We start from the raw sequence: 14,903 nt of genomic DNA, 5'->3' as shown, positions 1-14,903 counted from the left end.
CTTTGATCATCATTATCCGGCAGTTGGGCTCGCCGCAGTTTAGCGGTGTTCTGCCATGCTGCGCTTAACACAAATAGTTGTTGTTATCTGGTATCAGATGTCTACGGCTTTCCCTCCTAAATGGGATTGATATGCAGTAGCTCAAAATAACTGTGTAAAAAACCCTAGCTCGTTTGTAGTGATTTCTTGTGAAAATAAGTATAATTGATATATTGAAAGTCACGTTTTGTCCGATAAGTTCACTAGAATACGCCAGCCTTAAGGGATTTCAGGGGTAGTTTGATTTTTCACATGGTAATTAGCCTTTCGGTCATTCAGTGCGTAGACGCGACGCAAAAGGGGTAGTGATGAAACTCGGATTACTTGCGAAAATGGGAATTTCCATCCTCACGCCTGCAATAGTGGGGCTGATGCTTGTGGCAGGGGTTTGCTACAAGATGTCAGAAGAAATCCTGCGCGAGCAGATTGCCACAGATATGAGCGCCTTGCTTGAGTGTCAGAGTATCGGGCTTGACGCAGTGTTTTCAGGGATAGAACAGGGCCTGCAAACCATGACCGAGAACCAGCGGATCAGGGATCAGGTGGAGGCCTACTCCCGCAACAAATCGGATGCCTTTGAGGGTTCCCTGTTTACGCGGGCAGACCAGGCGCTTGATTCTTTTGTGACAAATAACGATATGGTTTCTTCCGCTGCTATCATTGCCATGGACGGCACCGTGCTTGGGTACCGCGTCGATAAGCAGCAGGGGAAGAACAAGTTTGTCGGCACCAATTTTTCTGACAAGGAATACTTTGCAAAGAGCAAGAATGGCCAACCCAGTGTTGTCGGCATGGTAGATGCCGCCACTGGCGAGGTCTACACCGTGCTCGCCATGCCGCTCAAGCTGGACGGGAAAAACATGGCTGTGCTTGCTGCGGGCATAGACAATAAAATTCTGGGCAAAAATACCACGGATAAGATCAAGATCGGCCAGAAGGGCATGGTCTACGTATATGATCTTCAGGGGCGCGTAGCACTGCACCCTGATGGAAAGGTCATTGGGCGCAACGACAGCAAGATTGCCCATGTGGCGGCCCTGTTGCAGCAAAAAGAAGGCCGCACCCGATTTGACATTGGCAATGGCGAAAAGGGCTTGTACTACAAGCCGCTGCCGCATGAAGGCTGGATTTTGTGCGTGGAATTTGACCGTGGAGAAATCTTCAAACCCACCAGCGACCTGCTGACCAACGCCAGCCTGCTTACTCTGGCCTGTGCGCTGATAGTAGGAACCATGATCTTTTTCTCGGCCCGGGGCATTGTGCGCATGGTGGGCGGCATTTCTAGCGTGGCCGAAGCCGTTGCTGGTGGTCGCCTTGAAACCAACGACAAGGAACGCGCCCTGTTTGACGTTGCTGAAAAGCGTGGAGACGAATTCAGCACACTTGCTGCGGGCATGCGGCGCATGGTGCAAAGCATCAGACACCTTTTGAGCGAAAGTGAACACAAAACCCAGGCTGCGCAGCACGCTACGGAAGAGGCGGAAAAAGCCACAGCCAGAGCCGAAGAAGCTGCACGCCAGGCCGAGAGCGCCAAGCGCGAGGGCATGCTGACGGCAGCGGGGCAACTGGAAGAAGTGGTGAGTGTTATTTCCGCCGCTTCCACAGAGCTTTCCGCACAGATCGAGCAGTCGGACAAGAGCGCCGTGGAATCCGCCCAGCGTCTGGCCGAGGCCGCCACTGCCATGAATGAAATGAACGCCACCGTGCAGGAAGTTGCCCGTAATGCCTCCGCGGCTTCGGCAGTGTCTGCGGAAACGCGGGCCAATGCCGAACGTGGTGCGAATATTGTGGAAAACGCCTTGCAGAGCATAGGGCAGGTGCACAAGGTTTCGCTGGCACTCAAGGGTGACATGACCACGCTGAACCAGCATGCCCAGGCCATCACCCAGATCATGAACGTGATCTCGGACATCGCCGACCAGACCAACCTGCTGGCGCTCAATGCCGCCATTGAGGCCGCCCGCGCGGGCGAGGCCGGGCGCGGTTTTGCCGTGGTGGCCGATGAAGTGCGCAAACTGGCGGAAAAAACCATGGCCTCCACCAATGACGTGGGCAATGCCATTTCTGCCATCCAGGGCAGCGCGGGACAGAGCGTTGCCGCTATGGACAAGGCGCTGGCGGAGGTGGAAAAGGCCGCCGAGCTTGCAAAGCAGTCTGGTGAGGCCTTGCAGGGGATTGTAACCAAGGTCGAGGAATCGGCAGATCAGGTGAGCGCCATCGCGACGGCCAGCGAGCAGCAGTCCGCCACCAGCGACGAGATCAACCAGTCCATTGTCAGCGTCAACGAAATGTCCAGCCAGACGGCGCAGGCCATGGGTGAGGCTTCCCGGGCCGTGAGCGAGCTTGCCCGGCAGGCCGAGCGCATGAGTGAACTTATCAGCGAGATGAAGCGCGGCTAGTTCTGCACTTCTCTCAATGCAAACAGCCCCGGAATATCGCATTCCGGGGCTGTTTGCATTGAACTGTATGGCCCTGGTTTGTTAATGCATGCTCGGAGCCAGAAAATACTGCCATACCAGGGTAAGCAGCAAGAGGCTGAGCGAAATGGTCAAAAAGCGGCGCACAGCCGCAGGCCCCACGCGAATAGCCATGCGGCTTCCCATCCAGTTGCCGAGGCAGCAGGCTGCGGCCATGGGCAGGGCCAGACTCCACACCACCACGCCGTTGATGATGAAAACCACGGCTCCGGCAAAGTTCGAGGCAAGGTTGAGCACCTTGGAGGTGGCGGAGGCTTCCATCAGGCCCATGCGCAGAATCCAGTGAAAGGCGAGGATAAGAAAGCTCCCGGTGCCGGGGCCGAAAAATCCGTCATAGCCGCCCATAACAAGGCACACAAAGGCCACGGGAATCCAGAAGCGGGGGCCTGAGTGCGGCAGGGGTGTTTGCTTGCGTTCTTTTTTGGGCAACAGGGTTGCGCACATGCCTATGGGCAGCAAGGCCACCAGCACCTTGCCAAGAACAGCCGCGTCCAGCAGCAGGGCAAGGCGTGACCCAGCCCACGAGCCAACCAGTGAAAAAGCGATGCCCGCCAAGGCTACCCGCCACAATACCAGATTACTGCGGGCAAAGTTGCCAAGGGCAACCGTGGTGCCAAGGCAGGCGCTGACCTTGTTGATGCCCAGGGACTGGTGCGGCGGTACACCGGAGAGCAGCAGGGCGGGCATGGTGATAAGCCCTCCGCCGCCAGCGATGGAATCAATAAATCCGCCGCCAAATGCCGCGGCTATGCCAATGACGTATGTAGCAAGACTGAAATCCAACACGCTGCCTACCATTCCTTAAAGATAACCCATGCAGCCAGCACAATAAGCGCAAAACCCACAAGGTGGTTCCAGCGCAACGGCTCGTGCAGCCAAAAAGCGGAAAAGCCCATGAAAACAGTCAGGGAGATGACTTCTTGAATGGTTTTCAGTTCTGCCGCTGAAAAATAGCCGTAGCCTATTCTGTTGGCAGGTACTTGCAAAACATATTCAAAAAAGGCGATGGCCCAGCTTGTAATGATAACCAGCGGCAGGGCGGTGCTTCTATAGCGCAGGTGCCCGTACCATGCAAAGGTCATGAAAAGATTGGAACAGAACAGCAGGCCCACGGTGCTGACGGGAATTGGTATCTGCATGGAAGATCCATCGGGCGGTCGCAAGAGCTAATGCCTGGCAGGCCGGAAGAAGTTGAACAGAGCGTAAATCTCATATCTGCTGCAACATGGCTCGTCAACAGCCTGCAACGGAGCTTGGGGCCATCGCCGCCAGCCTTGTTTGCGCGGGCAGCGCCGAAAGGCTATGTTAGGCGTGCGGCAGGGTCTGCACCGCGCAAGCAATGGAGGAACACTGTATGGCAGCACGCTCACCGCGCGCTAAGGATACTGAAAACGCAAGTTTTTTGAATACGGGGATGTCATCCCCTTCTGGAGGTACGCACGCTCACGCCGCAGCGGAAACTTCGCCTGACAGGGTGACATGGGCGCTGTTCTGGAAAGCGGCCTTGCTTGTGACCGTTATCTGGGCCGCATCGGCTGTATTGCTCTACTGGTCAGTGGAAGATTTCAGCAAGTCCGGCACCTTCGGCGATTCCTTCGGGGTGCTTAACACGCTGTTTTCAGGGCTCGCATTTGCGGGCATCATTGTTTCCATAAAAATGCAGAACGATGAAATGCGTGAGCAGCGCAAGGAGCTGCAAAAGCAGAAAAAGGCTGCGCAGATCTACCACCGGGAGCGCATGTTCCTGCTGCTCATGGACGAATTTAAAAAATCGCGCGAGCGCCGTTTCAGCGTAGCAGACGTGCGGCTGGTGGTGCGTGAGTGTTTGTGCGATGTAACCGCCTTAAACGCCCGCAGCGCCGAGGCTGGCGCGGCCCTTGTGCGCGAGGTGGAAGGCGTGCTTGCGGGCGCGCAGGCGGAGACACCCATGCTGCAGGTTTTTGGCCGCCGGGTCTTCCGGCACGAACTGTGCGAGGTGTTTATCAAGACCTTCCGGCAAGCGGCAGAAAGCGCCAGAAAGATTGATCCGGCCACCAGGACGGAATACTATGATATTGTCTGCAACAGCATGTCTGATGCAGAGGAGGCCCTGCTTTTCATGTGTGCTGTGGCGCGCGATGGAGCACTGGTTCTCAGCGATCCGCAGATTATGAAGCTGCGGGAAAGCTACGACGAAATCCGGGCAAAAATCTGAACAGCGGCAATTGCCGCTGCCCACAGTAAATCGCAGGCGGAGTGAGCCGCCCACACACAAAAACCCCTGACGTACATCAGGGGTTTTTCCGGCGCTCCGTGCCGCCGTGCCCGATCCGAAGAACGGATCAATAGCGGCAGCGGCGCGTGGCTTCCCTCAGGGAATGATTTTCCGGCCCCCGACACCCGCCAGGGGCCGGAAAATCATGTGGGGAGGGGAGTATGTACAGGCTGAGGTGTGGCTTTGGCCATTCCTAGGCAGCCATGGTGTCGAAAAGTTCCTTGGCATTGGTGTTGGTGGGGTTAGCGCCCAACACGGCTTCAAGGTGCTGCCGGGCTTCTTCGGCGCGGCCCAGGTAGATCATGCAGCCGGCCAGAGTGACGCGAACGGCCTCGGCTTCCACGCCGGAGTGCAGGGTGTCTTCCAGATAGGGCAGCGCGTTTTCAACGCAGCCAAGCTGATAAGATTCGCGCACCAGGCAGTTGAGAGCCACAATGTTTTCCCTGGATTTCTTCAGGGCAGCAGCAAAGTAGTCAAAGGCCTGCTGGTGTTCGCCCTTTTCCATGTACACAAGGCCAATGCCGCACAGGGCCTTGTCGGTTTCTTCCACGGAGGCGGCCTTCTGGTACAGGACCAGAGCCTTGTCCAGATCAGAGCGCTGCACGGCCACGGTGGCCAGGCCCAGGAAGGGGGCCGCGCTCTGGGAGTTGCTGCCTGCGGCCTTGCGGTAGTATTCCTCGGCCTTGTCAAAGTCACCCATGAAAAGGTAGCACTCGCCCAATTCCTTATTGATTTCGTAATCCAGTTGATTGCTCATGGTATCCTCCCCAACTGAGGCTGGTTTGTGGTCGGACGCTTTATGCGCCACTGACTTGCCTTTTCATATGCACTGAACGTGCCAATAGTAAAAGAGTGCAATAAATACAGAGTGGTGATTTGCAGTTTGTACAAAATATACGCCAGGGGGGCGGCTTTGCACCACTTTAAAGCGCCAAAGCCTTGGCGCTCAGGGGCGCCGCGCGGGCAGGATTTTCCTGGTTGGGCAATTCTTGCCGCTGTGCTTTGCAGCTAGCGCCAGAGGGAAACAAAAGAAGGCCGAACCATAAAACGGTTCGGCCTTTAAGGGTGCGAATTGGTGCGTGGATTACTGTGCGCGTCAGGCGGAGCGAAGGCTCTGCGTACCGCCATGCACGTTGATGTGGTGCAGGATGACGCCCAGCACCCCCTCAATGTCAAGGTGGGACGTGTCCACAATCAGCGAATCCTGCGCGGGGCGCAGGGGGGCCACGGCGCGGTTGCGGTCAAGGGCGTCGCGCTGGCGGATTTGTTCTGTCAGGGTGGCGAGATCCGCTTTCTGCCCGCTGGACTCAAGGTCGTGCAGACGGCGCATGGCGCGTACCTCAGGCGCTGCATCCAGAAAAAACTTGAAGCGCGCATCGGGAAAAACCACTGTTCCCATGTCGCGCCCTTCGGCCACCAGCGGGTACTGCTCGCCAATGGCGCGCTGGGTGGCGCGCAGAATTTCGCGCACCACAGGCACAGTGGCTATGCGGGCTGCCAGCATGCCCACGGTCTCGGTGCGTACCTCGCCCCGCACGGCAACGCCGTTGCAGAACAGGGTGGACTGCTGACCAAGGCCCGAAAGGGTGAACGTCCACTCCGCGCAGCGGGTGCGCAGTTCTTCTTCCGGCAATGTTTCCGCCCCGGCGCCCAGCTTGAGCGCCATACAGCGGAACATGGCTCCGGTATCAAGGTAGGAAAGGCCAAGCCCTTCGGCCACACGCCGGGCCAGCGTTGTTTTGCCAACGCCTGCCGGGCCGTCAAGCGTCACCACAGGAAGCCGCGCACTCATGCCTTTTCCCCTTTGCGGGCAATAATATCTGCCATGGCGGAAAGGAATGCGAGGTTTTCCTGCTGGTTGCCAATGCTGACCCTCAACAGATCCGGCAAGCTGTAGCTCTTGAGCGGACGGATGATGATGCCGCGCGCGAGCAGGGTTTCAAAGCATTCGGCAGCGGTGGGCGCGCCCTCGGGCATGCCGAACATCAAAAAGTTCGCTTCGCTCGGCCACACCTTGCAGCCCAGAGCGGTCAGACCCGCAAACAGCTCCTTGCGGCCTGTGCGCACGGCATCCTGCGTGGCGTTGTAAAAGGTGTCGTCAGCCAGAGCCGCCAGAGCCGCCTCTTCCGCCAGAATATTGACAGAGAAGGGCAGGCGCGCACGCCAGACAAAGTCTGCCAGATGGTCAGGCAAAATGCCGTAGCCCACGCGCATGCCCGCAAGCCCGAAGCTTTTGGAAAACGTGCGCATGAAGGCAGTATTCTTGGGCATGATGCCGCTCGCCAGCAGGGATGCGGCTTTTTCATTTTCGGCAAAATCCACGTAGGCTTCGTCCACCACCAGCAGGCAGTCGGGGGCCTTGTGCGCCAGATCGCGCGCAAGGGCCTCCACGGCAGTGCGTGGGGGGCAAAAGCCCGAGGGATTGTCGGGCGTGGTCACAAAAACAATGCGCGTGTTGGCGTCCACCAGTTCCAGCAGGGCGGCAAAGTTGAAGGAAAAATCTTCCTCGAGAGGCTGCCGCCGGATTTCTACGCCGCAAATGCGCCCCTGAATGGGGTAAATACTGAAACAGGGGTTGAAGCACACAATGTTGTGCGCGCCGGGTATCGCCAGAATGCGGATGAGCAGGTCAATGATTTCGTCCGAACCGTTGCCCACAACCACGCGGTGCTCGTCAACGCCGTGTCGCTGCCCCAGTGCCTTTGCCAGTCGCGGATTGCCGCCCTGAGGATAGCGGAAGGCCCCGGCCGCGTGGCGTTCCACAGCCTCGCGGGCCAGAGGGGGCATGCCCAGCGGGTTTTCGTTGCTGGCCATCTTGATAACCTGGGGCAGGTTGTACTTATCCTGGATTTCGGCAATGGAAAGGCCGGGAACATAGGCCTTGAGGGCCATAATTTCCTGGCGCACACTGATCTCGGACATGGTTACTCCACCGGTATCGCCCGCAAAGGCGAAGATTCATGGCTGCGCATGGGGCGCAAGACGTTTTGCGGCGTTTGCAGTATGTTTCAGCCAGCAAACCATCGCAATGCGACAGCTTGCTGGCTGAAAAAGTTGGAAAGCTTGTCTTTCTTTATGGCTCTGGTACTGGCGCAACTGCCTGCGGTCATGCAGGAAGGGCCAGATCCGCCAGTTATTCGCCTGCTTCTGTGGGGCGCACTGTCAGCACGGGCATGTCGGCGTTCTTGACCACCTTTTCCGCCACAGAGCCGAAAAGAATGCGGTCAATGCCCTTGCGGCCATGGGTGCCCATAACGATAAGGTCGGCCTTTTCTTCACGGGCGCGGTTGAGGATTTCTTCGGCGGCATAGCCGATGAGCACCTGCCCCTTGGCTTCAACGCCCACGAAATTTTCGGCCACAAACGATTCCATTGACTTTTCAGCGCCGGTCACGATTTCGCCGACAAAGTTTTCAATGGTGTTTGGGGGTACATGAAAGCCCACGTACTGGCTCAGCGAGGGGGCAGTGTATACAACAAGCACGCTCGCATTGAGGCCCTTGGCAAGAAGCACCGCGTATTCGGCAACTTCCTTGCTGTGTTCGGAAAGGTCTACCGCGCAAAGAATCTTCTTGATATCCTTCATGGCAAACTCCTGTTCCCCCCGGTAGGCAGATTGATTAACGGGCTGGCTGAATATGGCCGACCAAGAGGGGGTTGGTTTGGGGTCGCAGCCTTTATCCTTTGCCTTCATCTGTAATAAATGGTAGTTTTTTTCGGCACAATAGACAAGACATTTCGCCTAACGCCGCCAAGGGGCAGGGAAATTTTTTCCCCGTAACTTCTGCCAGCCTGTGAAAAATCAGCCTGTTATGGAAGTGAGCCTTTGTGGCAGGATTTTTGCATTTTTTCTGCAACGGCAGTACGCCAACCCTGGAGGCGACATGAAAGTTACCAACGATCAACTTGAGGCGCTGTTACGCCAGCAGAGCCAGACCCCGGGCACAACCCGAGCGCAGACGGCGCAGGGCGGCTTTGAGGCGGCTTTGAGCGAACAGATGGGCCTTGAAAATGCCGCTGCATCTTCTGCGTTCCCCACAACGGCGGCGGGGCAGGCTTCGCAAGCATCCATGATCAGTCAGATGCTGCTTGGCTCCACCCAGTCCGAATCGGTAGATGTGGACGAAGACGTTATCCAGAGTGCCTTTTCACAGGCTTCCGGCACGCTGGACATGTGGGATTCGTACGTTAACGCCCTGGGCTCCTCGGGCCAGAATGGTTCCTTGCGCGAAGCCTATTCCCTGTTGCAGGGGATAGACGGGCAGGTTTCCGCCCTCAAGAACAGCACGGCCTCTGTACGCGGCCAGAATGCTGGGCTTGATTCTCTGGTCAACGAGCTTGACGTGATGACAACGACAGAAAAAATCAAGTTCAATAGGGGTGACTATACCGCATAGCCGCCCGGACAGAAAAACCGCCGTGAAATCAGGGTTTCACGGCGGTTTTTTCTTGTGATCAGGCCGTCTGCTCCCATGAGCGGGCGGTTTTTTTGCGCATGGCGGTCAGTGCGGCATATGGTGCTGCGTAAATGCTCAAGCCTCCGGAATCATGCGGTTCCGGAGGCTTGCTTTATGGAGGTGCGTTGCCCTTAAACGGGCTGCTCGGTGCGCTGCTGTGAGGTTACTTGTTTCCGGTAGCGCCGGACTGCACCGCGTTGCCAGTGGCACCAGCCGCGTCCATGCCGCCCATGCCAGACATGCCGGGGCAGTCGCCGGGATTCATCATGCCGTTACCCATCATGCCATGTCCCATGCCGTGTCCGCCCATGCGGTGTCCCATGCCCCGGCCCATGCCGTGGCCAGCCATGAAGGGAATGCCCTTGTCGGACATCTGCTTGAGCATTTCGGCCCTGGCGCTGTAAAGCTTGGCGTCGATTTCGCGCAGGTCCTTCTGGGCGGCCTTGACGCGGGCGTCATCGGGCTTGGCGCCAGCGGCGGCAAGATTGTTCAGTTCAGCCATCTTGGAAAAATGCTGCTGCATGGTGGGCTGTGTTTTTTCAACAAAGCTCTGGTGGATCTGCTGCATGGTTTCCATCTGCTCGCTGGACAATCCCATGCCATACCCCATGCCGGGGCCCATTCCCATGCCCATGCCAGTGCCGGGGCCCATGCCTGCGGGGCCGTGGCCGTCGCCGTGCTGGGCGGAGGCAACGCCCGAAAGGCCGAGGAAGATGGCAAGGGTAAGGGCCGCGCCGCTGGTAACGATCTTGGAGGTCTTCATTGTAGTATTTCCTTTTAGTTTAATGGTAATTGCGTGTTTGTTTGGTGGTTTTTCCTCTGGCTGCCAGGACGGTTAGCGCCCGTAGCCATGCCCATAGCCGTGGGGGCCGTGCGAGCCGGATTGACCGCCTCCGCACCAGGAGGAACTGATCTGGGTATCAACCGTGTTGGCGGCAGAAGCGTTTACCGCAAAGGCCAGCACCAGGGCCAGGGAAGCGAAAATCAGAGTAAGCTTGAGAGATTTCATGAATATTCTCCTTTATTTCGGCCTGCTGAAGGCAAGGCCGCTCAGATGGATTTTTTCAGTTTTTCGTATTCCTCAAGAGTGATTTCTCCTGAGGCCAGCCGTCTTTTGAGAATTGCCATGGAATCTGTATAATCCATATTCTTTCTCTGCGACGGGAATATTCTGCTGATAAAAGCGACAGCAAGGGAAATAATCAGTATCATGAATATAAGGTGCGTCATGCCATTTCCCCATCCCATTACGCTTCCTATATCGCAGCCATACATATCAGTATCCTCAATGTGACGTTGCGCCGTCAGTTTGTTATTTGTCTTCTGATTGGTGCTGCGTATTTCAGCGCCGTTTGATGCTGTATAGGCAAAGGCCGTGCCAAGATGGGTAAATTTTTGTAATACACTAAAATTGCTTAATTAAATAAAATTAATGAAAATCGAGCGTTCTCCGTCGGGATTGATGCTGTCCATTTTTTACTCAGTTGGCTGGGCAGCTATCCAATTTTTACCAGGGGGCTTGCGCGGTGAGTAAAAAATACATACTTATGATACTGCGCCGTTGAGGAAACACTCATGATCCGTTTTCGCTCATCTTTCTCCCAGCGCTTGTCGCGCATGGGTCTTTCACCCTGGATGCTGATTGGGGCAGCCCTTATTCTCGGCCTGACTCTGGTGGGGCTCTCCGTTCGTAGCAATCAACGCGAACGGGCCTTTATGGTACACAATCTTACGGACAGGGCCGAGGCGCTCATCTGGGCGCTTGAAGCCGGAACCCGTACGGGCCTGCGCCTCAGCCCCGGCGCTGTGCTCGGCCTGCGTCCGCTGCTCAGTGAAACCGCCCGACAGCCCGGCATTCTCTATATGGCCGTGACAGACACCAGCGGGGCCATCCTAGCCCAGAGCGGCGACAGTTCGCCAATCCCCGGTGTGCCGGATGACACCGCGCCGGAATTTGTCCCCACCCCCATGCTGGTGCAGCCACAGGATATCCCCCACCTTACCCAAGTTTCAGACCGGCCCATGTGGCGGGTGCGGACGGTGGATGGAAAGGAAGTTTTTGAGGTTTTTCGCGTGTTTGCGCCCCTGAGCCGTTCGCATGGGCAACAACATATGGGTGGCGGGCATGGCCCCCACGGCATGGGCATGATGGGCCGCATGATGGGGATTGATGGCCCAGAGAGTGCTGGAGGCCCATATGATCTCGATGTGTTTGGCAATCCACCGCCTCCGCCGCCCGTGCCCAGAGGTGTGTCTGGTGCCCGTCCTGGCCCGGAAGCCCCCCGGCAGGTGGTGGGCGTGGCCTTGGTGGGCTTTGACGCGCGTCCTTTTGAGGATGCTCTGGCGCAGGACGCGCGCAACAACCTGCTTTCTGCCGCACTGGCTGCCGCCTTGGGGCTAGCCGCCTTTGTCTCCCTGTTCTGGATGCACAACAACCGGCGCTGGCGGCGTATTGTGCGCGATCAACAAGTCATGGCCACAGAGGTCGTGGCTAACCTCCCCCTGGGACTGGTGATCAGCGACCCGGACGGGCGTATTGCCATGATCAACGACACAGCTTTGACCATGTTTGGCAAACAGCGTGCAGAGATATTTCCTTCTGGCGCGACGGCCTCGCAAGGCGGCCCAGACAAGCCCGGCAGACCCGCACGGGCAAGGCGGCTGAACAGTCTGCCCGGCCTGGAATGGGAAGCCCTGGCGGGTAAACTGGTTAAGGGATCGCGCATTCTGGAGCAGGAAACAACACTCGCCGTGCCGGGGATCAAACCGCTGTCCATCAGCCTTGGCGGCGCGGCCATGCGCAATGAGGACGGCGCTTTTTTGGGCAACGTATTTGTGTTGCGCGACATTACGGAAATGAAGCGCCTTCAGACTGACGCCCAGCGCAATGACCGGCTTGCGGCCCTTGGGCATCTGGCGGCGGGTGTGGCGCACGAAATCCGCAATCCCCTGAGCACCATCAAGGGCGTGGCCCTGTATATCGCCAAGCGCATGCCTCTGGGGGGGCGCGAGGAAGAAGCCGCCCAACGCATGATTGACGAAGTGGAACGGCTGGACCGCGTGGTTTCCGAGTTGTTGGAATTTGCGCGTCCCGGCTCGTTTGAAACAGTACAGGCTGATCTTGGCGAAGTTATAGGGCGTGCGTTGCGGCTTGCCGAGGCCGACCTCAAGGCCAAGAATATTGCCGTGGTTTTTGAAATGGAACCGGGTTTTCCGCTGGTACGCGTCAGCACGGAGCGGCTCACTCAGGCCCTGCTGAATCTTTTTCTCAACGCGGTTCAGGCCATGGATCACGGAGGTACCCTGCGTGTGAGTACGCGCGCGCTGCCCGAGGGCATGTTCAGCATCACCGTGGCCGACACGGGGCCGGGCATCCCGGCAGAAATCCAGGCTTCCATTTTTACGCCCTACTTTACCACCAAATCATCGGGAACCGGCCTTGGGCTTGCCATCGTCTATCAGATTGCCGAGGGGCACGGCGGACGCGTAAGCGTTGGCAACGCGCCGGGGCATGGGGCGGAATTTACGCTCACCCTGCCTGTAAACGGCAAGAGTTAGGGCAGTCCCGCACTGTTGCGTCATGCCTGTAACGCTTGCGAACCATGCAATCCCGATCAGTTCAAGGATAGTGTTATGACTGCAAATCCCGCCATGCAGCTGCTGGTGGTGGATGACGACCACAATCACCGCGAAATGCTGCGCGCCCTGCTTGAAGAGTGGGGCTACGCGCCCACCGGGGCCTCCAGCGGCGAGGAAGCCCTGGAACTGTGTCGTGAACGTCCTTTTGACCTCATTCTTATGGATGTGCGCATGGGGGGCATGAGCGGCATAGAAGCCACACGGGCCGTCAAGGGTTACAATCCTGCAATTCCCATCCTGATCATGACGGCCTACTCGGACGTTTCCAGCGCCGTGGAGGCGCTTAAGGCCGGGGCGTACGACTACCTTACCAAACCGCTGGCCTTTGATGCCCTCAAGCTTGCCCTTGAACGCGCGCTGGACCATGCCAGCCTGCGGCACGAGGTGCGTACTTTGCGCCACGAGCTTGCGGCAGGTCTGGACGCCCGCAACATCATAGGGCAAAGCCAGGCCATGCGGCAGGTGCTGGATCTTGTTTCGGCCATTGCGCCCTCTGAGGCCACGGTGCTTGTGACGGGCGAATCCGGCACCGGCAAGGAAGTTGTGGCCAAGCTCATCCACGCCAACAGCAATCGCCGTTCCGGCCCCTATGTGGCCGTGAACTGCGCTGCCCTGTCGGAAACCCTGCTTGAATCGGAGCTTTTCGGCCATGAAAAGGGCGCGTTCACCGGGGCGGAAAAGCGTCGCGAGGGGCGGTTTCTGGCAGCGGACAAAGGCACGATATTTCTGGACGAAATTGGCGATATTCCGCTTTCCATGCAGGTAAAGCTGTTGCGCGTCATTCAGGAGCGCGAGTTGCAGCGCGTGGGCGGAGATCAGACCGTGCGGGTGGATGTGCGTATTCTGGCGGCCACCAATAAGGATCTGGCGCGCGAGGTGGAAGAAGGGCGCTTCCGTCAGGATCTGTATTACCGGCTTAACGTGGTAGCCTTGCAGTTGCCGCCGCTGCGCGAGCGCGGCGAGGATATCCCCCTGCTTGCCATGCATTTTATGAAGCTTTTTGCCGAGCGCAATGGCAAGACCGTCAAGGGATTTACGCCTGGGGCCATGGATCGCCTGTTGAAGCACAACTGGCCCGGCAACGTGCGTGAACTGGAAAATGCCGTGGAGCGGGCTGTGGTGCTGCTGGTGGGCGAATATATCAGTGAGCGCGAGCTGCCACCTACCATTGGCGGGCAGGAGGCGGAGGCCCCGGCGGCGTCGCGGCTGGATTTTGCCAATATGACGCTTGAGGAGATTGAGCGTCTGGCGGTTATGGATACCTTGGCGCAGGTTGGCGGCAACAAGAGCGAGGCTGCGCGGCGTTTGGGGATTAACCGCAAGACGTTGCTGTCAAAGCTCGGTGACGGAAAATAGCGCCGCAATGGTGGCGAGGCACGGGGAGAAAAGGTAGAAGCTGGGGAGAAGTTTTTGTGGTGTGGGTGAACCTGTCGAGCGCATTTACGCAAACCCGACTTTTGTCCCCTGAATGCGTCAGCGCCGGGATTTTGATGGTCACGTACTAGAGTACGCTGCGCTCAAAACCCCGGCGCTGACGCATTCAGGGGACAAAAGTCGTATTTTGCAAATTCGCACAACACCAGCCATCGCCTCCGCATTCGCTCCGGCGAGTTTAAGGAAGGCGACTCCACGACCATCTCCTGATGGTGAACAGATTTTTCTGATTCGTAATTTATTCGCAGGTCATGGTTGAATGATGATTGACGCTGCAACAGATAACATAATGATTTTATATTGTTAATCGTTTCCGCTATGTTGTCCAAGCTGGATGCTGGTAAGCATGTCCATTGGGTGTTGAAATGGGAACGAAGCATGCTTTGTGATTTGTCAAAGTACTGAGGGGAGTTGGCTGAAGCGGATATTGATCGAAGCGAGAGCGGACTCTGGCATTTACGCGGCGGGAGGGAGATCACCCGAGCGAGCGCAGAGAGTGAGGGAAGCTCCCGCAGCAAAGACGCGTCGCCCTCGTCGTTTTATGGAAACTGAAAACCCTCTTTGGGGTGCTTCGGGGGGGATGCAAGGGGGGCCGAGAAGGGG

14 protein-coding genes are annotated in these 14,903 nt (G+C 57.5%); 5 read left to right on the top strand and 9 right to left on the bottom strand.

Annotation, left to right across the window (positions count from 1 at the left end; all coding sequences use genetic code 11):
• Nucleotides 1-347: 347 nt before the first annotated feature.
• Nucleotides 348-2,438, top strand: a complete 2,091-nt coding sequence (locus RDK48_RS11025) for a methyl-accepting chemotaxis protein (protein WP_298995783.1) — start codon at nucleotides 348-350, stop codon at nucleotides 2,436-2,438.
• Between the two features lie 81 nt (nucleotides 2,439-2,519).
• Here the strand turns inward: RDK48_RS11025 and RDK48_RS11020 are convergent, their stop codons facing one another.
• Both RDK48_RS11020 and RDK48_RS11015 read right to left on the bottom strand, forming a co-directional pair.
• Complete coding sequence (locus tag RDK48_RS11020; RefSeq protein WP_298995785.1) at nucleotides 2,520-3,302, bottom strand: TSUP family transporter; 783 nt, start codon at nucleotides 3,300-3,302, stop codon at nucleotides 2,520-2,522.
• 5 nt (nucleotides 3,303-3,307) lie between these two features.
• Nucleotides 3,308-3,655 (bottom strand): DMT family protein, encoded by a 348-nt coding sequence (locus tag RDK48_RS11015; protein ID WP_298995788.1) that lies wholly within the window; start codon nucleotides 3,653-3,655, stop codon nucleotides 3,308-3,310.
• Between the two features lie 215 nt (nucleotides 3,656-3,870).
• Between RDK48_RS11015 and RDK48_RS11010 the strand changes: the two genes are divergently transcribed.
• Complete coding sequence (locus RDK48_RS11010) at nucleotides 3,871-4,710, top strand: hypothetical protein (protein ID WP_298995790.1); 840 nt, start codon at nucleotides 3,871-3,873, stop codon at nucleotides 4,708-4,710.
• A 253-nt stretch (nucleotides 4,711-4,963) separates the two neighbouring features.
• Here the strand turns inward: RDK48_RS11010 and RDK48_RS11005 are convergent, their stop codons facing one another.
• The 4 genes from RDK48_RS11005 to RDK48_RS10990 form a co-directional block, all read right to left on the bottom strand.
• On the bottom strand, nucleotides 4,964-5,527 hold the full coding sequence (locus RDK48_RS11005) for a lipopolysaccharide assembly protein LapB (protein ID WP_298995792.1): 564 nt from the start codon (nucleotides 5,525-5,527) through the stop codon (nucleotides 4,964-4,966).
• 339 nt (nucleotides 5,528-5,866) lie between these two features.
• Entirely contained in the window at nucleotides 5,867-6,562 is a 696-nt protein-coding gene (gene cmk, locus RDK48_RS11000; protein WP_298995794.1) for a (d)CMP kinase, read from the bottom strand.
• The gene (gene hisC, locus RDK48_RS10995; RefSeq protein WP_298995796.1) at nucleotides 6,559-7,692 is read right to left on the bottom strand and encodes a histidinol-phosphate transaminase; all 1,134 of its coding nucleotides are present in this window, start codon (nucleotides 7,690-7,692) and stop codon (nucleotides 6,559-6,561) included. The genes cmk and hisC overlap by 4 nt, the downstream gene beginning before the upstream one ends.
• A gap of 211 nt (nucleotides 7,693-7,903) precedes the next feature.
• Nucleotides 7,904-8,356, bottom strand: a complete 453-nt coding sequence (locus RDK48_RS10990; RefSeq protein ID WP_022658008.1) for a universal stress protein — start codon at nucleotides 8,354-8,356, stop codon at nucleotides 7,904-7,906.
• Nucleotides 8,357-8,654: 298 nt separating this feature from the next.
• Here RDK48_RS10990 and RDK48_RS10985 point away from each other — a divergent pair, with 298 nt between their 5' ends.
• A complete protein-coding gene (locus tag RDK48_RS10985) occupies nucleotides 8,655-9,167 on the top strand; it encodes a hypothetical protein (RefSeq protein WP_298995799.1) in 513 nt (170 codons plus the stop codon).
• A gap of 223 nt (nucleotides 9,168-9,390) precedes the next feature.
• Here the strand turns inward: RDK48_RS10985 and RDK48_RS10980 are convergent, their stop codons facing one another.
• The 3 genes from RDK48_RS10980 to RDK48_RS10970 form a co-directional block, all read right to left on the bottom strand.
• Nucleotides 9,391-9,990, bottom strand: coding sequence for a periplasmic heavy metal sensor (locus RDK48_RS10980; RefSeq protein ID WP_298995801.1), 600 nt, complete (start codon nucleotides 9,988-9,990; stop codon nucleotides 9,391-9,393).
• A 72-nt stretch (nucleotides 9,991-10,062) separates the two neighbouring features.
• Nucleotides 10,063-10,236: a hypothetical protein gene (locus tag RDK48_RS10975; protein ID WP_298995803.1), complete on the bottom strand. Its 174-nt coding sequence runs from the start codon at nucleotides 10,234-10,236 to the stop codon at nucleotides 10,063-10,065.
• A gap of 41 nt (nucleotides 10,237-10,277) precedes the next feature.
• Entirely contained in the window at nucleotides 10,278-10,373 is a 96-nt protein-coding gene (locus tag RDK48_RS10970) for an SHOCT domain-containing protein (RefSeq protein ID WP_159060426.1), read from the bottom strand.
• A 429-nt stretch (nucleotides 10,374-10,802) separates the two neighbouring features.
• On the opposite strand from RDK48_RS10970, the gene RDK48_RS10965 reads away from it, so the two are divergent.
• Entirely contained in the window at nucleotides 10,803-12,785 is a 1,983-nt protein-coding gene (locus RDK48_RS10965) for an ATP-binding protein (protein ID WP_298995806.1), read from the top strand.
• A gap of 75 nt (nucleotides 12,786-12,860) precedes the next feature.
• On the top strand, nucleotides 12,861-14,222 hold the full coding sequence (locus RDK48_RS10960; RefSeq protein ID WP_298995808.1) for a sigma-54 dependent transcriptional regulator: 1,362 nt from the start codon (nucleotides 12,861-12,863) through the stop codon (nucleotides 14,220-14,222).
• Nucleotides 14,223-14,903: the final 681 nt, after the last annotated feature.

It is taken from the genome of uncultured Desulfovibrio sp., assembly GCF_902477725.1.
GTDB lineage: Bacteria > Desulfobacterota > Desulfovibrionia > Desulfovibrionales > Desulfovibrionaceae > Desulfovibrio.
The sequence above is the reverse complement of the archived record's forward strand: the minus strand, read 5'-3'. Positions and strand labels throughout refer to the sequence as shown.